Origin of the sequence: Curtobacterium sp. MCPF17_018 (assembly GCF_003234135.1) — a bacterium.
In the GTDB taxonomy this organism is placed as follows: domain Bacteria; phylum Actinomycetota; class Actinomycetes; order Actinomycetales; family Microbacteriaceae; genus Curtobacterium; species Curtobacterium flaccumfaciens.
The window spans coordinates 299,029-320,249 of record NZ_QKSJ01000002.1; the positions used below are offsets into that span (position 1 = coordinate 299,029).

General features: G+C 72.3%; 17 protein-coding genes. 9 read left to right on the forward strand and 8 right to left on the reverse strand.

The annotated features are described in order from the left end of the window. Nucleotides 1-86: 86 nt before the first annotated feature. From DEJ27_RS04040 to DEJ27_RS04060, 5 genes are all read left to right on the forward strand, one after another. Nucleotides 87-1,223, forward strand: a complete 1,137-nt coding sequence (locus tag DEJ27_RS04040; RefSeq protein ID WP_110861253.1) for a 5-(carboxyamino)imidazole ribonucleotide synthase — start codon at nt 87-89, stop codon at nt 1,221-1,223. A gap of 203 nt (nt 1,224-1,426) precedes the next feature. Continuing rightward, nucleotides 1,427-3,400 carry a glycoside hydrolase family 6 protein gene (locus tag DEJ27_RS04045; RefSeq protein WP_110861251.1) on the forward strand — a complete coding sequence of 658 codons (1,974 nt, stop codon included), beginning with the start codon at nt 1,427-1,429 and terminating at the stop codon, nt 3,398-3,400. A gap of 75 nt (nt 3,401-3,475) precedes the next feature. Then, nucleotides 3,476-4,624 carry a glycosyltransferase gene (locus tag DEJ27_RS04050; RefSeq protein WP_146238564.1) on the forward strand — a complete coding sequence of 383 codons (1,149 nt, stop codon included), beginning with the start codon at nt 3,476-3,478 and terminating at the stop codon, nt 4,622-4,624. A gap of 54 nt (nt 4,625-4,678) precedes the next feature. Further along, nucleotides 4,679-5,146, forward strand: a complete 468-nt coding sequence (purE, locus tag DEJ27_RS04055; protein WP_071244222.1) for a 5-(carboxyamino)imidazole ribonucleotide mutase — start codon at nt 4,679-4,681, stop codon at nt 5,144-5,146. A gap of 214 nt (nt 5,147-5,360) precedes the next feature. Further along, nucleotides 5,361-6,083 carry a glycoside hydrolase family 16 protein gene (locus tag DEJ27_RS04060; protein WP_258370290.1) on the forward strand — a complete coding sequence of 241 codons (723 nt, stop codon included), beginning with the start codon at nt 5,361-5,363 and terminating at the stop codon, nt 6,081-6,083. A gap of 25 nt (nt 6,084-6,108) precedes the next feature. Here the strand turns inward: DEJ27_RS04060 and DEJ27_RS04065 are convergent, their stop codons facing one another. Together DEJ27_RS04065 and DEJ27_RS04070 are read right to left on the reverse strand one after the other, a co-directional pair. Beyond that, nucleotides 6,109-7,251, reverse strand: a complete 1,143-nt coding sequence (locus DEJ27_RS04065; RefSeq protein ID WP_110861243.1) for a glycosyltransferase family 1 protein — start codon at nt 7,249-7,251, stop codon at nt 6,109-6,111. Between the two features lie 57 nt (nt 7,252-7,308). Then, nucleotides 7,309-8,364, reverse strand: a complete 1,056-nt coding sequence (locus DEJ27_RS04070; RefSeq protein WP_110861241.1) for a YbhN family protein — start codon at nt 8,362-8,364, stop codon at nt 7,309-7,311. A gap of 29 nt (nt 8,365-8,393) precedes the next feature. Here DEJ27_RS04070 and DEJ27_RS04075 point away from each other — a divergent pair, with 29 nt between their 5' ends. Beyond that, the gene (locus DEJ27_RS04075) at nt 8,394-9,575 is read left to right on the forward strand and encodes a glycosyltransferase family 4 protein (RefSeq protein WP_110861239.1); all 1,182 of its coding nucleotides are present in this window, start codon (nt 8,394-8,396) and stop codon (nt 9,573-9,575) included. Nucleotides 9,576-9,696: 121 nt separating this feature from the next. On the opposite strand, the gene DEJ27_RS04080 is transcribed toward DEJ27_RS04075, so the two are convergent. From DEJ27_RS04080 to DEJ27_RS04105, 6 genes are all read right to left on the reverse strand, one after another. Next, nucleotides 9,697-10,848 carry an acyltransferase gene (locus tag DEJ27_RS04080; protein WP_110861237.1) on the reverse strand — a complete coding sequence of 384 codons (1,152 nt, stop codon included), beginning with the start codon at nt 10,846-10,848 and terminating at the stop codon, nt 9,697-9,699. Nucleotides 10,849-10,857: 9 nt separating this feature from the next. Continuing rightward, nucleotides 10,858-11,805, reverse strand: coding sequence for an NAD(P)-dependent oxidoreductase (locus tag DEJ27_RS04085; protein WP_110861235.1), 948 nt, complete (start codon nt 11,803-11,805; stop codon nt 10,858-10,860). Then, a complete protein-coding gene (gene rfbD / locus DEJ27_RS04090; protein ID WP_110861392.1) occupies nt 11,802-12,653 on the reverse strand; it encodes a dTDP-4-dehydrorhamnose reductase in 852 nt (283 codons plus the stop codon). The genes DEJ27_RS04085 and rfbD overlap by 4 nt, the downstream gene beginning before the upstream one ends. An 82-nt stretch (nt 12,654-12,735) precedes the next feature. Then, complete coding sequence (gene rfbB / locus DEJ27_RS04095; RefSeq protein ID WP_027466479.1) at nt 12,736-13,722, reverse strand: dTDP-glucose 4,6-dehydratase; 987 nt, start codon at nt 13,720-13,722, stop codon at nt 12,736-12,738. Nucleotides 13,723-13,864: 142 nt separating this feature from the next. Beyond that, on the reverse strand, nt 13,865-16,780 hold the full coding sequence (locus DEJ27_RS04100) for a hypothetical protein (protein ID WP_146238563.1): 2,916 nt from the start codon (nt 16,778-16,780) through the stop codon (nt 13,865-13,867). Beyond that, entirely contained in the window at nt 16,770-17,711 is a 942-nt protein-coding gene (locus DEJ27_RS04105) for a glycosyltransferase family 2 protein (protein WP_110861231.1), read from the reverse strand. The genes DEJ27_RS04100 and DEJ27_RS04105 overlap by 11 nt, the downstream gene beginning before the upstream one ends. A gap of 131 nt (nt 17,712-17,842) precedes the next feature. On the opposite strand from DEJ27_RS04105, the gene DEJ27_RS04110 reads away from it, so the two are divergent. From DEJ27_RS04110 to DEJ27_RS04120, 3 genes are read left to right on the forward strand one after another with little or no spacing between them, the layout of a single operon-like run. Continuing rightward, entirely contained in the window at nt 17,843-18,451 is a 609-nt protein-coding gene (locus DEJ27_RS04110) for a dTDP-4-dehydrorhamnose 3,5-epimerase family protein (protein WP_110861229.1), read from the forward strand. A gap of 22 nt (nt 18,452-18,473) precedes the next feature. Next, on the forward strand, nt 18,474-19,337 hold the full coding sequence (gene rfbA, locus DEJ27_RS04115; protein WP_110861227.1) for a glucose-1-phosphate thymidylyltransferase RfbA: 864 nt from the start codon (nt 18,474-18,476) through the stop codon (nt 19,335-19,337). Nucleotides 19,338-19,360: 23 nt separating this feature from the next. Then, nucleotides 19,361-21,202 (forward strand): glycosyltransferase, encoded by a 1,842-nt coding sequence (locus DEJ27_RS04120; RefSeq protein WP_111090377.1) that lies wholly within the window; start codon nt 19,361-19,363, stop codon nt 21,200-21,202. The last annotated feature ends 19 nt before the right edge of the window (nt 21,203-21,221 follow it).

Consider the following 21,221-nt stretch of genomic DNA (forward strand, 5'->3'; position numbering starts at 1 on the left):
ACCGGTCGGGCAGAGCGCGACCCGAACAGCGATTGTAGACAACGCGTTCACACCGCACGGTGGGAGCGCCGGAAGGATCACACAGCATGGCGTTGCGCGTCGGGGTCATCGGTGGGGGACAGCTGGCACGGATGATGGTGCCGGCCGCGGTCGAACTGGGGATCGACATCCGGGTGCTCGCCGAGGGGCCGGGCATGTCCGCAGGCATCGCCGCCACCGCCGAGGGCGACTACCACGAGGCCGCCACGGTGCTCGAGTTCGCCCGACAGGTCGACGTCGTGACCTTCGACCACGAGCACGTGCCGCAGGACGTCCTGCGCAGCCTGGTCGCCGCGGGCGTGGCGGTCCACCCCGGTCCGGACGCGCTGGCCGTCGCCCAGGACAAGATCACCATGCGCCGCCGGCTGAGCGAACTCGGGCTGCCGGTGCCCGACTGGGCCGCCGTGCACGGTCCCGACGAACTCCGTGCCTTCCTCGCCGAGCACGGTGGCCGAGCCGTCGTCAAGACCCCGCGGGGCGGCTACGACGGCAAGGGCGTCCGGGTCGTCTCCGACGCCTCCGACGTCGACGACTGGTTCATCGCCGTGGCTGAGGCCGGCGGCGACCAGGCCCTCCTGGTCGAGGAGCTCGTCCCCTTCACCCGCGAGCTCGCGCAGTCCGTGGCGCGCCGACCCTCCGGACAGGTCGTCGCCTGGCCGCTCGTCGAGACCGTGCAGCGCGATGGGGTCTGCGCCGAGGTCATCGCACCGGCCCCTGACAGCGCCGGCCGGATCGCCGACCTGACCGAGTCGATCGCCGTCCGCATCGCCGAAGAACTCGGGGTGACCGGCGTGCTGGCCGTCGAGCTGTTCCAGACCGACGACGAACGCATCCTGATCAACGAGCTCGCGATGCGTCCGCACAACACCGGGCACTGGACCATCGACGGCGCCACCACGAGCCAGTTCGAGCAGCACCTGCGAGCGGTCCTCGACCTGCCGCTCGGAGCCACCGGCTCGTTCGCCCCGGCGTCCGTCATGGTGAACGTGCTCGGCGGACCCGCGGACGGCGACCTCGCCGCCCGGTACCCCGCAGCGCTCGAGGCCTTCCCCGAGGCGAAGTACCACTTCTACGGCAAGGCGCCCCGGCCCGGCCGGAAGATCGGGCACGTCACGGTGCTCGGCGACGACGTCGACGAGGTCGTCTACCGCGCCCGTGCGGCCGCGGCGCACTTCGACGACTGAGGTCGCGTCCTCGACGTGACCGGATGACGGACGGGAGGCCCGTGGCGACGCCGCCACGGGCCTCCCGTCCGTCACGGGTGCGGGACACACTTGTCGGTCGCTCTGCGGACACCCCCTCGGGTGCCACCCGCTCGGGAGGCTGGCGGGGGTCGGGAGCGCGTGTTCCCCTGGAAGGGTCCGCGCCCACCGTCCAGGGAGTCTCCATGCGCCGCCGCCCGCGCCGTGCCGCCGTCTGCGGCGCCGCCGTCGCCCTCGTCGCAGCCGTCGCCGGACTGCTGCCGACCGCGACCGCGTCCGCAGCGACCTCGGCCGCCACCATCCGCTCGGCCACGTCCGCGTCGCTCTACGGCGCCGGGCCGTACCGGTCGCCCACGAGCGAGGCGGCGAAGGCGCAGGCCGCCCTCGCCGCCACCGACCCGGCCGGAGCCGCTGCGGCGGGGACCATCGCCGGCTACCCCGTCGCCACCTGGCTCGGTGACTGGAGCCAGGGCACGCAGCTGACGAAGACCATCAGCACCGCCCTCACCGGGGCTGAGCAGTCCGGCACCACCCCGGTGTTCGTGCTCTACGCGATCCCGGACCGCGACTGCGGCGGGTACTCCGCCGGCGGCTTCGACGAGCGCTCCTACGACGCCTGGGTCGACCAGGTCACCGCGGCGCTCGCCGGGCACCGCGCAGCCGTCATCGTCGAACCGGACTCGCTCGCGATGCTCAGCAATGCCAAGTGCAGCACCGCGCTCGACGAGCAGCGCTACCGGATCCTCTCCCGCACGGTCGCCGGGCTGACCGCCGCCGGGGTCCCCGCCTACCTGGACGCCGGCAACTCGAACTGGGTGCAGCCTGCGCTGATGGCGTCGCGGCTGAACAGCGCGGGCGTGCAGCAGGCCCGGGGGTTCTTCACGAACGTCGCGAACTACTACCCGACCGCCCAGGAGCAGGCGTACGCGCAGAAGGTGTCGGCCGCGACCGGGGGCTCGCACTACGTGATCGACACCTCGCGCAACGGGCAGGGCTGGCGCGGCACCTGGTGCAACGGGCCGGGCGCCGGGCTCGGCACCTCGCCCCGGGTGGTGTCCGACGGCACGGCGCTCGACGCCCTGCTGTGGGTGAAGACCCCCGGCGCGAGTGACGGCACCTGCAACGGTGCCCCGGCCGCCGGCAAGTGGTTCTCGGCCTACGCGCAGGCGCTGGTCGCGAACGCCCGGCTCGGGGTGCCGACCGCCGACCTGGCCCCGCGCGGCGCGCTCGAGGCCGTCGTCGGTGCCGGAGGCGGTGTCCGCGTGCGCGGCTGGGCCTTCGACGAGGACGACCCGACGCAACCGGTCCGGGTCCGGGCGACGGTGGACGGTGTCTCCGCCGGCGTGCTGAGCGCGGACCGCACCCGCCCGGACGTCGACGCGGCGTACGGCGTCGGGGAGACCCACGGGTTCGACACCGCGGTGCCGGCCGCCGAGGGCTTCCGCCGGGTCTGCGTCACCGCGGTGAACATCGGCGCGGGGTCCGACGCCGACCTCGGGTGCGCGAGGGTGCGTGCCCACCGGCACGACCCGTACGTCGGCCTCGAGTCGGTGAGCGTCGCGGTCGGTGGCGTTGCCGTGACGGGCTGGGCGTTCGACGGGGACGCTCCGGACACGGCCAGCACGGTCGCGTTCACGGTCGACGGTCGGGTCGTCGCGTCCCGGTCCGCTGGTCGGGCCCGGGCCGACGTCGACCGGACCTGGGGCGCCGGTCCTGCGCACGGGTTCGCCGAGATCGTGGCCGCGGGGGCGGGGAAGCACACCGTGTGCGCGATCGCCCGGAACATCGACATCGGCGCGGACCGGACGGCGAGCCCGTGCCGGAGCATCACGGTGCCCGTCGCAGCCCCGGTCGGCCGACGCGACGCGGCGTCGTCGGGATCCGCCGGCCGGGTCAGCGTCCGGGGGTGGGCGTTCGACCGTGACGCCGTGCAGCGTCCGGTCACGGTGCGGGTCAGCGTCGGCGGCCGGGTCGTCGGCAGTCTCGTCGCCGACCGGCAGCGCAGTGACGTCGACCGTGTCCACGGCGGCGGCGAGCACCACGGGTTCACCGGGTCGGTGCCGGTCGCGTCCGGGAAGCGGTCGGTGTGCCTCACCGCGGTCGGGATCGGGAAGGGCGGCGACACGTCGCTGGGGTGCGCGACGGTGCAGGTGCGCTGACCGCGACCGCGACCGCGACCGGAGCGGTTGCCTGGGCGACCGCGACCGTCCGGCGGGTGCGGGAGAATGGCACCCATGCCGCGTGATCTCCTCCGCCGGGCCGCCCGTCGACTCCGCCGCGCCGTCGTCGGTGCCCCGCGTCCCGATGCCGAGCACGAGCGTCAGCCCGAGCAGCAGCAGGCGCCGGCCACTCCGGCCGCGCCGCTGCCGGTCCTCGGGTACGTCGTCGCGGGCGGGGGCGGTGCACACCCCGCGTCCGCCCACGTGCGCGTCGTGCGCCGTGTGGAGCACCTGTCGTCCGCCGGTGCCGCCGAGGTCCGACAGGTCGATCCCGTGGCCTTCGTCGCGGGCACGGACACCACTGCGTACACCGCGGTCCTCGTGCAGCGCGACGTCCTGCCGCGCACCGTCGTGCAGCCCTTCCTCGAGACCGCGGCGCGGCGGGGGATCCGGGTGGTGGCCGAGGTCGACGACGACTTCTTCACGGCGTCCGGCCGGGCACGGCTTGCCCGTGCCGAGTACGACCCGGACCGCCTGGCCTCCATCGACGCCCTGGTGCGCGGCGCCGACACCGTGATCGTGAGCACGCCGGAGCTCGCCGAGGTGGTGCGTCCCGTCGCCCGGCACGTCGTGGTCGTGCCGAACGCCCTCGACCCGGGGTTGTGGACGTCCGGCGCGACCGAGGACGACGACGAACGGCCGACCGGCGAGCACCGCGTGCTGTACATGGGAACGCTCACCCACGCCGCCGACCTCGAACTGCTCAGGGACGTCTTCGCCGACCTGACCACCGCCGACGGCACCCCGATCCGGCTCGAGGTCATCGGCGTCACCGAGGACGGTGACGCCGACTGGTTCCGCCGGATCGAGGTGCCCGACGGGCACTACCCGGCGTTCTCCCGTTGGCTCGTCGCCCACCGCGCGCGCTGGCGCGCGGGGGTCGCGCCGCTGCGCGACGAGGAGTTCAACCGCGCGAAGAGCGACCTGAAGTTCCTGGAGTACACGGCACTCGGGCTGCCGGCCGTGGTCTCCGACCGGCCGTCGTACGCCGTGGCCGGGCGGTACGGAGCGGTCGGGGTCCCCGACGACGTCGACGCCTGGCGGGCAGCCGTCCGCGGCGCGGTCGAGCGTGGGGCGCCCGACGAACGGGCCGAGCGGTGGGTCCGCGATGCGCGGACGATCGGCCGTGACGGTGACACCTGGCGGCGGGTGCTGCTCGGCTAGGCTCGGCGTGTGACCGACTCCGCAGCCCCAGCACAGCCGCTCGTCTCGATCATCATGGGATCGGACTCCGACTGGCCGACCATGCGGGCTGCGGCCGACATCCTCGCCGAGCTCGGCATCCCGTTCGAGGCGGACGTGGTGTCCGCGCACCGCACCCCCGACAAGATGACCCGCTTCGCCAGGGGTGCCGCCCAGCGGGGCATCCGTGTCGTGATCGCCGGTGCCGGTGGGGCTGCCCACCTGCCCGGCATGGTGGCCTCGATGACGACGCTGCCCGTGATCGGCGTGCCCGTCCAGCTCGCACGGCTCGACGGACTCGACTCGCTCCTGTCGATCGTCCAGATGCCCGCCGGCATCCCGGTCGCGACGATGGCGATCAACGGCGCGGCGAACGCCGGACTGCTCGCCGCACGGATCATCGGGTCCTCCGAGCCCGGTGTCGCGGCGCGGCTCACCGAGTACGCCGAAGGACTCGAGCGCCTGGTCGAGGAGAAGGCCGCGCGCCTCCGCGACTCCCTCTGACGTCCGCTGCGCTCCCCGCACCATCCGGCACCCCTCGTACTGGGGACGCCCTGGCGAAGTCAACCCCCCGCGCAGGATGGACAACGCAACTACCGTGGACCGCGGACGGCCGAGGGTCGGCCGTCCGGCACCCACGGGAACGGGTGCGAATCGTCATGTCAGGGAGTGACAGCTCATGCAGAAACGCGCGATCACGAGAGCCGCACTCTCAGTCGTGCTCCTGGGAGTCGTGCTGGTCGCCGGGCCGTTCGGTCAGGGGAGCGCCGCCTCAGCAGCGAACACGTCCGCGCCGGTCGGGAACATCGGCAAGTTCAAGCAGACCTTCCGCGAGGACTTCCGCACGACCGCGGCGGCCAAGGGGAAGTTCGCCGCGTCCTACGCGAAGTCGTGGCAGCCCTACCCCGACGGGACCGGCGGGATGTACTACTCGGGGACGCAGATCAGTGCGATCAACGGGAACATGGACGTCCGTCTCGACGGCAAGCGCGGGGCCGCCGGCACGTTCGGCTCGCCTACGGGAGCGTGGGGACACAAGGGCGGGAAGTTCACGGTGCGCGCCATGGCCGCCGGTGGCAACGGGAACGGCGCCGCCTTCATGCTGTGGCCGACGTCGGACAAGTGGTCGGACGGGGAGATCGACTACCCGGAGTCCAACTTCGAGTCCGCACCGATGCTGCACCAGCACTCGATGACGCCCGGACGTGAAGCGACGGCGACCAGCCTGAGCACCGGGACGTCGTGGCGTTCGTGGCACACCTACTCGATCGAGTGGATCCCCGGGAAGTCCGTGTCCTACTCGCTCGACGGGAAGGTCATCAAGACGATCACCAAGGACGTCCCGACCACCGCGCACCGCTACATGTTCCAGGTGGGCAACTGGGGCGGGCTCGGCCACCTGTACATCGACTGGGTCACGACCTACTCGTACACGGGCTGACCGCCGGACGGGCAGCTGCACGCCGTCAGAGGTCGGCGTGCAGCTGCCAGGTCTCGGCGGCGGAATCGCTCCAGTCGTACATGCGTGCGCGATCGGGGCCGGCGACGGCCAGCTGCCCGGCGAGCAGGGGGTCGTTGACCACCTGGTAGACGGCCTGCGCGAGCCGCTCCGGGTAGGACTCCTTCGGACCACGGGCGACCGTGACGCCGGCGTCCGACGCGACCTCGGACACGGCGGGGTCGTCCGAGTGCACGACCGGGGTGCCGAAGCTCATCGCCTCGATGACGGGCAGGCCGAACCCCTCGGCCAGGCTCGGGAACACGAACACGGTGGCCCGGTCGTAGACCACGGCGAGGTCGGCGTCGTCGATCCGCCCGAGGACCTTCACCCGGTCACGCGAGAGACCGGCTCGTTCCGCCGTGCCGTACACGTCGACGTCGCCCCAACCGTCCGGGCCGGAGATGACGAGGGGGATGTCGGCGGGCGCGTCGGGGTGCGCCATCGCCTCGATCAGGGATCCGAGCGCCTTCCGTGGCTCGAGCGTGCCGACGGCCAGCACGTACCGCTCCGGCAGCCCGAGCCGCTCGGCGCGGAGAACGGCGTCGACGGGCAGCCGGAGCCGCCCGCTCGGCGCTCCGCCGATGACCCGGAGCCGGTCGTCGAACCGGTGGATCTCGTTGAGCGCACTCGCGACCGCGTGGGTCGGCACCACCACGGCGTCGGCGTGCTTCCACGCACGCTTGACCATCGCCTTGTGGAAGTGGACGCCGCGCGGCGTCAGGGTCTCGGGGTTGGTCCACGGGACCGTGTCGTGCACGGTGACGACGGTCTGCCGGCCCGGGTCCTGGAAACGGTCGTGCCGGACCAACGGGGCGAGCACGCTCGGAGCGTGCACCATGCCCTTCGCCAGGCCGCCGACGATCCCGCCCTGCCAGGCGAGGGAGAGTTCGCGGCGGGGGAGCGGCAGCCGGTCGAGGTCGGCGAGCCCGGGCAGCAGGGTCCGGATGTGGGCGAGTTCGTCGCGGCCCACCGCCGAGACGACCCCGGACACCTCGCAGCCGACGGGGGCGTGCTCGATGAGGTGGCGGGTGAGCTCTTCGGCGTACCGACCGATGCCTCCGGGGACCGGGGCGACGACCTGGTCCACGATGACGTGGAGCGTTGTCATGTGGTGCGCCTCCTCGTGGTGCTGCCGTGCGCGCGGCGCGGCCGAACGCCGACCCTATCAGTCGGCACGGGGCGCTCCCGGGGCGCCACCGCCCAGCGCGGCGGCGGCCGACTTCCGGCGGTGGCGCGCTGCGAGCAGTGCGCCGACCCCGGCCAGCACGACGTCTCCGATGGTCATGAAGACCCGGCTGATGACGGCGAGGGCGAGCGGCGCCGATCCACCGGCCACGCTGCCGAGGAGCAGGACGAGGATGCCCTCGCGCGGCCCGATGCCCGCCGGGGCGATGACGACCACGAACCCCACGAGCCAGGCGACGGCGTACGCGCCGACGGCCACCGGGAAGAGCGCGGGCGAGTCGGCCCCGAAGACCCGAAGCACGAGGGTGGCCTGGACGCCGTACGCCAGCCACATGACGAGCGACCAGACGAGCGACATGACGGTGCCCGTCCACGTGAGGGTGGTGTCCTGGGCGGGGCGACGCAGGACCCGGAACGCGACGGCGATGAGGCGACCGAGCACCGGCGGGGTCAGGCAGACCAGCCCCACCACGATGACCGGGATGAGCCACCAGAACGTCGCGAACCCGGTGGAGGAGGCCAGCAGGACCGCGACGATCCCGACGACGGCCGCGGTGACCATGCTCACGAGCATCGACGCCAGCGCCGCGACGGCGCTGCCGGTGCGCTGCAGGCCGTGTGCGCGCCCGAGTTCGGCCTGAGCGGCGATCGACCACACGCCGCCGGGGATGTACTTGCCGAGCTGGCCGACGAAGAAGATCGAGGACGCCGCGGCGAGGCGCACCCGGAACCCGCTCGCCGACATCATGGCCCGCCAGGAGAGCATGTTCGCCACGAGGGCGACGATCGTCGCGGCGACGCCGAGGACGATCGTGAGGGCGTCGAGCCGCACGAAGTCGCGAGCGATGTCGTCCCACTGCCGCGCGATGCTCCAGACCAGGAACGCGAGGGCCACGACGGCCGCCACCCACTTGACGACGGTGAGCACACGGGCCCGCCGTCCGGTCGTCGGGACGGCGCCGATCGCGGCGTCGGCGGAGGTGTCGAGCGGGTCCGGGGACCCCGCGGCCGACCCCGTAGGCTGTTGTGCGTCCATCGACCGACAACTCTAAGGGAGCGCGCTGGATGCGACCCGATCCGGAACTCCGCCCGACCCTGCTCGTCGCTGCGTCGACCTTCCCCGCCGAGGCCGGCGACGGCACGCCCGGCTTCGTGCTCGACCTGGCGACGGCACTGTCGGACGAGTACCGCGTGGTGGTGGTCGCCCCGATGACGAAGGGCGCCCGCGCCCACCAGCGGATCGGGGACGTCGAGGTCCGTCGGTTCGGCTACTTCCCGTCGCGCTGGCGTGACCTGGCGGACGGCGCGATCGTCGACAACCTGCGGGCGAAGAAGTCCCGCTGGCTGCAGGTCCCGTTCTTCTTCGTGTGCATGGCCGCCGCGCTCCGGCGCGAGCGTCGCCGCTCGCAGCCCGACGTCGCGCTGCTGCACTGGATCATCCCGCAGGGAGCCGTCGGCCGTGTCGTGCTCGGCGACCTGCCCCGCGTCGTGACCACGCTGGGCGGCGACCTGTACGCGCTGCGCCACCCGGTCCTCCAGGCCGTCAAGCGGTCCGTCATCCGCAGCGCCGCGTCGGTCACCTGCATGAGCACCGACATGGCGCGCGAACTCCGGAAGCTCGGCGCCCGTGACGACCAGGTGCACGTCGTCCCGATGGGTGTCGACCTCGACCCGATCACGCGCGCCGTCGAGCGCGAGGCCCGGGTGCCCGGCCGGGTGCTCTTCGTCGGCCGCCTCGTCGAGAAGAAGGGCGCGACCGTCCTCCTCGACGCCCTCGACCGCATGGCCGAGCAGCCGACCGAGGTGGCCGTGGTCGGGGACGGTCCGCTGCGCGCCCAGCTGGAGGCCCGTGCCGGTTCGGCCGTGACGTTCCTCGGAGCGCAGGGGAAGGAAGCGCTCGCGTCCGAGTACGCGAAGGCGGCGATCGCGCTCTACCCGTCGGTGCCGGCCGCCAACGGTGACCGCGACGGCCTGCCGGTGGCGCTCCTCGAAGCCATGTCGGCCGGCTGCGCCATCGTCGCCTCGGCGGTCCCCGGCATCGTCGATGTCGTCGAGGACGGCGTGAACGGACTGCTCGTCGAACCCGGCGACGCCGGTGCGCTCGCGGCGGCGATCGACCGCCTGCTCGCCGATCCCGCGCTGGCCGAACGGCTCGGCCGCGCAGCGGCCGACACTGCCGCGGCACACACCGTCGGCGCCGTCGGCGACCGGTACCGCACCCTGCTCACCGCCGCGCGCGCCCGGTAGTCAGGAGCGTCCCCTCGACCAGGTGACGCGACCACGGGCGGTCTGGAGGCGCGTGGCGGCGCCGTCACGCGCCTCCGGGCCCGCAGGGTCGTTCCGTCCCGTTCCCGCGACCTGACGTCCGTCAGGCTGCGCGGCGGTCGTCGTCCGGGAGCCGTGCGTCGTCGGCGCGGGCGGGCGGGCCGCCGACGCGTCCGCGTCGCGCCGTGATGGTCCGCGCGACCCGTTTGGCCAGCCGGTGCGCCGGCAGCTCGACGAGCCGGGCGAAGAGCCCGGCGACCACGACGGCGACCGGGATCGCCACGAGCATCGTGAGCCACGGCACCGAGGTGGGCAGCAGGTAGGCGACCGACACCGTGATCGGCTCGTGCACCAGGTACAGGCTGAACGAGAGCCGTCCGAGCGCCCGGGGGACCGGTCCGAGCATCACGCGTTCCGCCGGCAGCCACTTCCCGCACAGCAGGACGATGAGCCCGGCCGAGGCGACGACCACCATCGGGACGTGGATGCCGACCAGCGAGCGGGGGAGCCACCACTCGAACGTGATGCCGAGCACCGCCAGCACGGCGAGGGCCCAGCCCGGGCCACGCCGGATCTCGGGGATCCGCTCCCACCCGGCTGCCAGGGCGGACCCGAGCAGGAACATCGGCAGGTACATCAGCCAGTCCTCGCGGTACTGCCGACCGAGTGCCGAGAGCAGGAGCGCGGCGATCGCGGTGAGCCACCACACCCGGTTCGTGGCCTTCGCGATGAGCACGAAGAGCGGCAGCAGGAGGGAGAACGCGACCTCCCACGTCAACGACCAGAGCGGACTGTTGAGTCGGGTCGGCGCGACCAGGGTGAGGTCGCCCAGCAGGCCGCCGGCGGTGAGCGGTTCGACGTGCCGGAGCAGCCAGCCCGAGGCCCCGGCTTCGGGGGTCCGGGGGACGAGCAGGAACAGTGCCAGTGCCAGACCGACCGAGGCGATCACGGGGATGTAGAGCCGGAGCAGGCGGCTCGGGTAGTAGGCGATCCAGTCCTGTGCGCGACGGAGTGCGGGGAGCGTCAGCACGAAACCGCTCAGGACGAAGAAGACGAAGACCGCTTCGCCGCCGGCCCAGAACAGGTGCAGGGGCGTGTCGACCAGCCAGGCGCGGTTCGCCGGGATCGGCTGGCCGTTGTTGCCGTCGGAGAGCGTCGGCACCACGAGGAGTCCGTGGTGGATTAGGACGACGGCGGCGGCGACGCCACGGAGTCCGTCCAACGACCCGATGCGGCCCGCGGGGCGATCACGCATGCGGCGATCCTACTGCTCGGCGGGTTCGGCCCCGACCGGTGCGCGACGGGCACGGATGGCTTCGACGGTCGTCGCGACCCCCTGCGGGAACGGGACGAAGGTGCGGTCGCCGACCTGCGGCAGCACCTCGGACCGCATGCGGAGGTCGAGTCCCTGGAACGTGGCCGAGGGGTCGGCGCCCTCGCGGATGTCCAGGCGGCTGCCGATCGCCTGCTCGACCGCGTCGATGACGTCGGCGATCGTCGCCGGCTGTCCGGAGGCCAGGATCTTCGTGACCGCGGCCGCAGGGGGGGCCTGCTCGACGAGGTCGATGGTCCGGAGCACCATGTCGACGGCGTCGTCGATGTACAGGTAGTCGCGGGTGGTCGACATCGGCACGTAGATCGACGACGGCCGGCCCTCGAGGTGGGCGAGGGTGAGCTGCGAGACGAGCCCCTGCGGCTTGCCGAGGTTCGCGCCCGGTCCGTAGAGGTTCGAGATCCGTCCCACCACGAGGCGCGTGCCGGTCTCCGCGGCCCAGGACCGGAACTGGGCCTCGGCAGCGAGCTTCGCATGGCCGTAGGGAGCCAGCGGGAGCGGTTCCGTGCCCTCGTCGAAGGGCGGTTCGGCGCTGCCGGCGTAGACCGCTCCGGCCGACGACGCGAAGAAGAGCGTGCCGTCTCCGGACGGGTCGTCCCGGGTCGCGTCGAGGACCCGGGCGATCAGGCGCTGCTCCTCGTCGAAGACGTCGGCTCCGGTGGCGACGACCCCCGTGCCCGCGCACCACAGCACGCGCCAGCGGCCGGGCTGCGACCGCACCGAGCGGAAGGCGTCGACGAGTGCCTCGACGGCGGCGTCCTGGTCGTCCCACGGCACGCGGGCGGCGATGGTCGCTGCGCCCGAACCGACGAGTGACCGGTGCACGGCGCCGCCGAGGAACCCGCCGGCGCCGACCACCAGGGTGGACGGCTGGATCATGCGCGGAAGATCCCGGCCTCGGTCGCCGCGTGCAACGCCTCGCGCCAGTCGCGCATCGGGGCGAGGCCCGCGCGCGACCAGGCGTCGTGGCCGAGCACGCTGTACGCCGGGCGGGGCGCCGGACGGACGAAGGCGCCGCTGTCGGTCGGCAGGACGCGCTCCGGGTCGAGACCGTTCTCGGAGAAGATCGCCCGGGTGAAGTCGTACCACGAGCCCTGACCGCTGTTCGTGCCGTGGTAGATGCCGGCGGGTGCGTCGGCGTCGACGAGCTCGACGATGCGTGCGGCCAGGTCACCGGTCCAGGTGGGCTGTCCGACCTGGTCGGTGACCACGCTCACGGTGTCGTGGGACGCCGCGAGCCGGAGCATGGTCGCGGCGAAGTTGGGTCCGTGTGCGCCGTAGATCCACGCCGTCCGGACGACGTACGAGGAGTCCGGCGCGATCGCGCGGACGCGGGCTTCGCCGACGGCCTTGGACCGGCCGTAGGCGTTCAGGGGGTCCGTGGGGGCGTCCTCCGCGTAGGGAGCGGTGCCGTTGCCGTCGAACACGTAGTCCGTCGAGATCGTCACGAGCTTGGCCCCGTGCCGCACCGCGGCCTCGGCGAGCAACGCCGGCCCGTCCGCGTTCACCGCGGTCGCGGTGTCCTCGTGGGTCTCCGCGTCGTCCACCTTCGTGTAGGCGGCCGAGTTGATCACGACGTCGTGCCCGGCGACCGCGGCGTCGACGGCCTCGGGGTCGGTGATGTCCAGCTCGGCACGGGAACGGGCGGTGACGTCGCGGCCGGCCAGGGCGTGCTGCAGGTCGTGGCCGAGCATGCCGGCGGCGCCGGTGATGAGGTACCGGGTCATGGTGTCGCTTCCGTGTCGGGGGTGGCGGTCGAGCAGGGGTCGGCCCAGGAGCACGCCGGTGTGCTCCTGGGCCGACGGCGGCTCAGGAGAGGGCGGCGCGTTCCTTAAGCGGCTCCCACCAGCTGCGGTTGTCGCGGTACCACTGGACGACGTCGGCGAGGCCCTGCTCGAACGGCACCTGCGGCTCGTAGCCGAGCTCACTGCTGATCTTCGAGATGTCGACCGAGTAGCGCAGGTCGTGGCCGAGGCGGTCGGCGACGCGGTCGACGTACGACCAGTCCTTGCCGGTCGCGTCCAGGAGCAGCTGTGTGAGCTCCTTGTTGGTCAGCTCGGTGCCGCCGCCGATGTTGTAGATCTCGCCGGCGCGACCGCGGGTCAGGACCATCGCGATGCCGCGGGTGTGGTCGTCGACGTGCAGCCAGTCACGGATGTTGTTGCCCTCGCCGTAGAGCGGGACGTGCAGGTCGTCGATGAGGTTCGTGACGAAGAGCGGGATGACCTTCTCGGGGAAGTGGTACGGCCCGTAGTTGTTCGAGCAGCGGGTGATCGAGAGGTTCAGCCCGTGCGTGCGGTGGTAGCTGCGGGCGAGCAGGTCGCTGCCGGCCTTCGACGCCGAGTACGGCGAGTTCGGCTCGAGCGGGCGCTCTTCGTCCCACGACCCCTCGCTGATGGAGCCGTAGACCTCGTCGGTGGACACGTGGACGAAGCGCTCGGTGCCGTGGCGGAGCGCCGCGTCGAGCAGACGCTGGGTGCCGACGACGTTCGTCTCGACGAAGATGCCGGAGTCGCGGACCGACCGGTCGACGTGGGACTCGGCGGCGAAGTGCACGATCGCGTCGATGCCGGGGATCACCTCGTCGAGCTTCGCGGCGTCGCGGATGTCGCCCTGCACGAACGTGTACCGGGGGGAGTCCGAGACCGGGGCGAGGTTCTCGAGGTTGCCCGAGTAGGTCAGTGCGTCGTAGACGACGACCTCGGCGCCTTCGAGTCCGGGGTACGCGTCCTGCAGGGTGCGTCGGACGAAGTTCGAGCCGATGAAGCCGGCTCCGCCGGTGACGAGGATCTTCACGAGGTCTGGTTCCTTTTCGGAGTCGGTGTGGTTCTGGGATCGGTGTTCTCCGGTCGACGGTGGCCGTCCGGTGGTGCGTCGGTCGTCGGCGTGTCGTTCAGGACCGCCGGTCGACCGTGGATCGGTTGACGATACCAGCCGGTCACAGCCGTGCCGCGTCGTCGCCCGGCCTGCGGCGGCGCCGGACGAGCAGGGTGACGACGGTGCAGGTGAGGACGGCGAGGACGACGCTGCCGCCGGTCAGCAGGTACCCGGTCCGGGCGCCCGGCACCGTGTACCGCAGCTCCACCGTGTGCTCGCCGGCGGGGACCCACACGGCGGCGCCGGCGTCGTCGGCCGCGACGAGGTCGGTCGGTTCGCCGTCGACGGTCGCCGTCCAGCCGGCGCGCTGGAGCGAGTCGGCGACGACCACCCAGCCGCTCCCGGTGGCGTCGACCTCGGCGACCGTGCTGTTCACGTCGCTGCCCCGCAGGGTGATCTCGGCGCTCGAGTCCGGGTCGGCCGTGTGCTCGGACGGAGCGCTCAGGACGACGGTCGAGTCCGGCAGCGACTGGTCGGCGAGTGCCCGGACGCGCGCCGGTCCGGTGCGCTCCACCACCTGGTCGGACGCCCAGCGCACGCGGTCCAGGGCGTCGCCGCGCTCGTAGATCGTCGCATCGCCGGTGTGCACCACCCGGACGCCGTCACCGGAGACCGGACGGATGATGCTCATCACGGCGTCGCCGGCGTCGTCGGTGCCGATCGGCACGAGCTTGTCCTGCCCGGTCACGGTGATGCGGACGTGCCACGAGGTCGACCTCGGGATGGTGGAGCCCTGGAGCGCCACGTTCCGCGGGCCGCCGAGGCCCGGCACGCGGGTCGACGTCGACGTGATCGTCTTGCCGGAGTCGTCCGCGACGATCGCCACGTCGAGGGTCATGCCCCCGAGCGTCAGGGTGGGGGCCGGTGGACCGGTGAAGGTGATGCCGTTCACCGGGCCGGTGTTGCTGGCCGAGTCCACCGAGGGGTTGTCCGCGGTCAGGTCCGACCACTTCGTCTGCGCCGCACCCGCCTCGGCGGTGCCGGCGAGCGGCGCCGACGGATCGGCGACGAGGTACTTCGTGCTGAGCCGGTCGAGGATCCCCGACCGGGCGAGCGACGGCATGAGATTGGGTTCGAACGTCAGGTACGTGGCCGTCGGGTACGTGTCCGGGTCGACCGCCCGCATGAGGTCCTTCCACTCGCCCGTCTGGAACGCGTGTCCCGTGGTCTCGCGGATCCGGTAGTAGGAGGACGACCCCGGGAGCATGGCGCTGCCGGTGGCGGCGTAGCGGTCCTGCGCGGAGACGTGTTCCTGCAGGTAGTCGATGGCGGGGGTGGTCGGGTAGAACGTCGAGTTGGGCGCGATCGGCCACCAGGGCTTCGTGGCCGTCACGGCGGGGACGACGACGAGCGCGACGACCCCGACCGCCGCGACGGTCGCCAGCACCCGCGACCGGAACACCCAGACGAGCACGACGAGCACGACGGTGACCGCGCCGAGGATGCCGACCGTGAGGATCTCGAGCTTGGTGCGGTGCACGTACTGTTCGGCGATCGGCGGGATCGCGAGCAGGGTCTGCATCCCCACGCCGACGGCGGTGAACAACACGACGGCGACGGCGGCGATCCGACCGGTGCGCCGGAGGGGCCCGGCGGCGCGGAAGCGTGCCAGCTCGTCACGGAGGTTCTCCGGCTGCACGAGGCGGCCGAAGCCCACCCCGGCCATCGCGGCGGCGAGGAACATCACGACGACGCGGGCGCGACCGATCGGGTTCGTGTCGAACACCGGCAGCTCGCGGACGGCGGACAGGACGGGGCCGCCGAGGTAGACGATGACCACCGCGAGCGCCAGCATCGAGGCGACGATCGCGACGACGCCGCGGGTGCGACGTCGGACCAGGTCGTGCCGTGCGCGGACGGCCGGTGTGGCGTCGTCGGGCAGGGACGCGACGGTGTGCGTCGCCGGGCGGATGAGGACCGCCGCGGCGACGAGCACCACGGCCGCGATCCCCAGGTAGGAGTACTCCTCCACCGGGTTGCGGATGCCCCAGGCCGGGCCGGTGCTCTGCACGAACGAGATGTCCGGCACCCACGCGCTGACGAGCGGCGGGGTGCCGAGACCGTTCGGGCCGCTCTGCCCACGGCCGCTGAAGTCGACCAGGCTCGTGGCGTTGATGGCGAAGGGGACGAGCTGCCACGCGGAGAGCAGCAGGCCGAACAGGATGCCGCCCACCGCGATCGCCCCGCTCACGAGCACGGGGACCCACCGTCGGTGCGCGACGATCGTGCGGACGAGGAAGTACAGCCCACCGATGAAGAGGGCGTAGCCGACGATGGCCGGGAACCCGCCGAGCAGCATCGACGCGAGCGGCACGCCCACGGCGATGACGTCACGCGCGCGGAGCTCCACCGCGGCGCGGTCGATCGCCCAGAAGAGCAGGGGGATGCAGGCCGCGACCCGTGTCTGCGGCCAGTTCGACCACGCGACCATGAACCCTGACGACGAGTAGACGAGGGCGGCGATCGCCCAGCCCGCGCGGGGGACACCCCAGCGGCGCAGCAGCAGGGACATGCCGACCGTGACGACGACGATCTCGAGGAGCTTCACCCAGCCCGGGGCGGCGGCCAGGGGGAGGATCCACCAGGGCAGGGCGAGCGGGGACCACGCGCCCGAGTCGGGCACGCCGCCGAGTTCCGCGCCACCGGCGACGTAGGGGTTCCACGCGCCGAAGACGCCCTCGTGGGCGAGGCGGGTCAGGAGCGAGTTCTGCGGCGCGACGGTGTCGATCGTGTCGCTGTTCAGGATGTTGGTCGACGCCGTCGTCGACTGGAACGTCTCACCCCACGGGGTGTACCGCCCGAGCAGGCCGGTGTTCAGGAAGGTGCCGTGTCCGATCAGTGCCGGTCCGATGGTCCAGACCACGAACGCCGCGAGCGCAGCCCAGGCCGCGATCTCCACCCAGCTGCCGGGTCGACGGACCCAGAGCGCGAAGCGTGTCCGCCGGTCGAGCAAGGACGTTCCGCGCTCAGTCCCCATACCGCTGCAGCTTCTGCAGGTCGAGCTGTTCCTCGGCCAGGGTCCGGTTCAGGCGGGTCAGGTCCGCCACGACGCCGATCACGATGCTCAGCACCGCCGTGATCAACAGGACGACGCCGAGGATGATCGACTGCAGGTGGTTGCCGCCGGTGTGCATCGCGAGCAGCACCAGGTACCGGACGAGCGGCCAGGCCCCGAGCGCCCCGAGGATCGCCGCCACCCAGAGGAACAGCGCCATCGGCCGGTACATCAGGTAGACGCGGGCGATCGCCGAACCCGACTGGAACATGTGCTGCCAGATGTTCTTGAACAGCCGCGACTCGCGGGTCTTCGGGTTCGTGGTGATCGGCACCGAGGCGATGGCCAGACGCTTGTAGCCGGCCTGCACGATGGTCTCCATGCAGTAGCTGAAGCGCGTGACGATGTTCAGGCGGATGAGCGAGTACTTCGAGTACGCGCGGAACCCGCTCGCGGCGTCGGGCAGGTCGAGCCCGGCGGCGCGGCTGGCGACCCACGAGCCGAAGCGCTGCATGAGCTTCTTGAAGCCGGAGAAGTGCTCGATGGTGCGCGTCTGCCGGTCGCCGATGACGATCTCGGCCTCTTTCCGGAGGATCGGCTGCACCAGTTCGGCGATCTGCGCCTGCGGGTACTGGTTGTCACCGTCGGTGTTGACGACGATGTCCGCGCCGTGGAGCAGCGCGTAGTCGACGCCGTCCCGGAAGGAGCGGGCGAGCCCCATGTTCGTGGTGTGGTGCACGAAGTGCTTGACACCGTGCTCCTTGGCGACCTCGACGGTGCGGTCGGTGCTGCCGTCGTTGATCACCAGGATCTCGATCTCATCGATGCCGTCGATCTCCCGCGGGATGGAGTCGATGACGCTGGCGAGGGTGTTCTCCTCGTTGAGGCAGGGGATCTGGATGAAGAGCTTCACGGGTTCGCAGTGTCTCGTTTCATGGGGTCCGGCAGGTGCGCGAGGCCATGACAGCCTATGCGAACCCGCGGACCGCCGCAGGAACGGCCTGCCGACGGGTCCAGGGGCGGGCGGCTTGGTAGGGTGCAGCCGTGCAGATCCGCGAACTGAAGATCCCCGGCGCGTGGGAGTTCACGCCCGTCCAGCACGGCGACGCACGAGGAGCATTCCTCGAGGCGTACCGCGCCGACGTCCTCGAAGAGACGGTCGGTCACCCGCTGGACCTCCGACAGGTGAACATGTCGGTCTCCGCGGCCGGTGTGGCCCGAGGCATCCACTACGCCCTCGTCGCGCCGAGCCAGGCCAAGTACGTGACCGCGGTGCGCGGCGCCTTCATCGACTACATCGTCGACATCCGGGTCGGCTCGCCGACGTTCGGGCAGTGGGACTCCGTGCGCATCGACGACGTCGACCGTCGGGCCGTCTACCTGTCCGAGGGCCTCGGGCACGCCATCGTCGCGCTCGAGGACCAGTCCACGGTGAACTACCTCGTCAGCGCCCACTACGCCCCGGAGCGCGAGAAGGGGATCACCATCCTCGACCCGACGGTCGGCCTCGAGCTGCCCGACGGACTCGGCGAGCCGGTCCTGTCCGAGAAGGACACCAGCGCGCCGACGCTCGAGGAAGCCGCCGCCGCGGGTCTGCTGCCCACCTACGAGGAGTGCGTGGCGTACACCGAGTCGCTCCGCACGACCAAGTAACGAACGAAGGAAGCACACCGCGATGAAGGGCATCATCCTGGCCGGGGGTTCCGGCACCCGTCTCTGGCCGATCACCAAGGGCATCAGCAAGCAGCTCATGCCGATCTACGACAAGCCGATGGTCTACTACCCGCTGTCGACCCTCATGATGGCCGGCATCCGCGAGGTCCTCGTCATCACGACGCCGGAGTACAACGACCAGTTCCGTGCCCTGCTCGGCGACGGTTCGTCCCTCGGCATGGACATCCAGTACGCGGTCCAGCCGAGCCCGGACGGCCTCGCGCAGGCGTTCGTCATCGGCGAGGAGTTCATCGGCGACGACAGCGTCGCGCTGGTCCTCGGCGACAACATCTTCCACGGCACGGGCCTCGGCACGAACCTGCGGAAGAACACCGAGGTCGACGGCGCCACCATCTTCGCCTACCACGTGGCCGACCCGAAGGCGTACGGCGTCGTGGAGTTCGACGACGACTTCACCGCCGTCTCCATCGAGGAGAAGCCGGCCGAGCCGAAGTCGAACTACGCCGTCCCCGGCCTGTACTTCTACGACAACAAGGTCATCGAGATCGCGAAGACGATCGAGCCGAGCGCCCGCGGGGAGCTCGAGATCTCGACCGTCAACGAGCGCTACCTCGAGGCGGGCGAGCTCGGCGTCCAGGTCCTCGACCGCGGGACGGCCTGGCTCGACACCGGCACATTCGAGTCGATGATGCAGGCGTCCGAGTACGTCAAGGTCATCGAGGACCGTCAGGGCTTCAAGATCGGCTGCATCGAGGAGATCGCCTGGCGCAACGGCTGGATCGACGACGCGCAGCTCGCCGACCTGGCCGCACCGCTCGTCAAGGGCGGCTACGGCGTCTACCTGCAGCGACTGCTCGCCGTCTGACGTCGCCCCCGGCCGGTCCTCGCATGGCACTCTTCCGTCGCCGCCGACCGGATGCGGCGGTCTCCCGTTCGGAGGCCCGTCCCCCGTCGGTGACGCCGGACCACCCCGAACGGGTGGTCGGCTGGGACGGTGCCCTGCCGGCACTCGACCGGTCGGTGACGGTGCTGCTGGTGAGCCGGTCCGACCGGTACGACGCGCTGCCGTCGATGGTCACCGCGGCCCGGATGGCGTTCGGCCCCTCGGCGGACACCCGCGCGGTCGGCTACGTCGCCGATGCGTCGCCGGTCGGCAAGCAGGCGCGGGGGATCCCCTGGGTCCGCTCGGACCCGGTCGACGGCATCGGCTCGGCGATCAACGCCGGGGTCGCCGACGGGGTCGGGCGGGTGCTCCTGGTGGTCGACTCTACGGTCTGGGTGACCGACCAGGACCTGCAGGTCCTGGCGGAGGCCGGCGGCGGCGGCGTGGCCCAGGCCCGCATCCGGATGCCCGACGGTTCGCAGCGGGACGGCGTGCGGCTGGTGCGCCCGGGAGCGCTTCCCTGGTCCGACGACGGGTCGACGAGCCCGGTCCGCAGCCAGGCGGACGACCGCGAGGGCTTCCCGCTCGCTGTGGTGCCGGTCTTCGCAGCGGACCAGCCGGCCGTCTCGATGCCGGGCGCTTCCCTGGTGCCGGCACCGTGCCTCCCGGACGAGCGGATGATCCTGACCAGCTGGACCCGCGCGGTCGCGGACCGCGACGGCGGACCCGTGCGCGCGGTGTGGTCGCTGAACCGCTCGGCGGAGGCCGGACGGACGGTCGACGCGTCGACGGTGGATGCGTTCTCGGTCTGGCGCGACCGGGCCCCGGACGGCGACGGAGCGGTCGCAGCCGGACCCCCGCTGCCCCCGTGGGGTGCGCGACCCGTCACACCGGCGCCCCGATCGCGATCCGACGACGACCGGTTGTCCTGGTCCGTCAAGATCGCCGCCCCGGCCGGCCCCGAGGGCGACGGGTGGGGCGACGTGCACTTCGCCACCGAGCTCGCGAGCGCTCTCGAGGGCCTCGGCCAGCAGGTCCGCGTCGACCGGCGCGACGCGCACGTCCGGGACGACGACGCCGCAGACGACGTCACGCTCGTCATCCGCGGGCTGGACCGTGTGCCGCCGAACCCCGCGTCGGTGAACCTGCTCTGGGTGATCAGCCACCCCGACGACGTCTCGGACACCGAGCTCCGGTCGTTCGACGCGGCGTTCGCGGCGGGTCCGGTGTGGGCTGCGGAAGCCGCCGCACGTGCCGGCGTGCCGGTCCGGACACTGCTGCAGGCGACCGACCCGGCGGTGTTCCACCCGGCCGCCCGGTCGGAGTCCGGCGCGGACGCGGGGCACGTCGTCTTCGTCGGGTCGACCCGTGGCGCGGCCCGGCCGGTGGTCGCCGACGCGGTCGCACTCGGCACCGACCTGCGTGTGCACGGCCCGGGGTGGGACGGCGTCGTGCCCTCTGCGATGCTCGGGGCCGTCGCACTCTCACGGGCCGAGGTCGCGACGGCGTACGCGTCCGCCCGCGTGGTCCTCAACGACCACTGGCCGGACATGGCGGCGGGCGGTTTCGTGTCGAACCGGGTGTTCGACGTGCTGGCGTCGGGTGGGGTCGTCGTCACGGACGAGGTCGCCGGCCTCGGGGACGTGCTCGACGTCCCGACGCTCGCCGTCTCCCGTTCGCGGGACGACGTGGCCGCCCTGCTCGACCCGGCGCACGCGTGGCCGGCGGCCGCCGAACGTGCTGCGGTCGCCGATCGGATGGCGGCGGAGCACTCCTTCGACGCCCGGGCCACGGTGCTGCTCGCAGCCGCACGCGCCGCACGCAGGCGTCTGCGCCCCGGCTCCTGACGCCCGCCGCCGGCTCGCG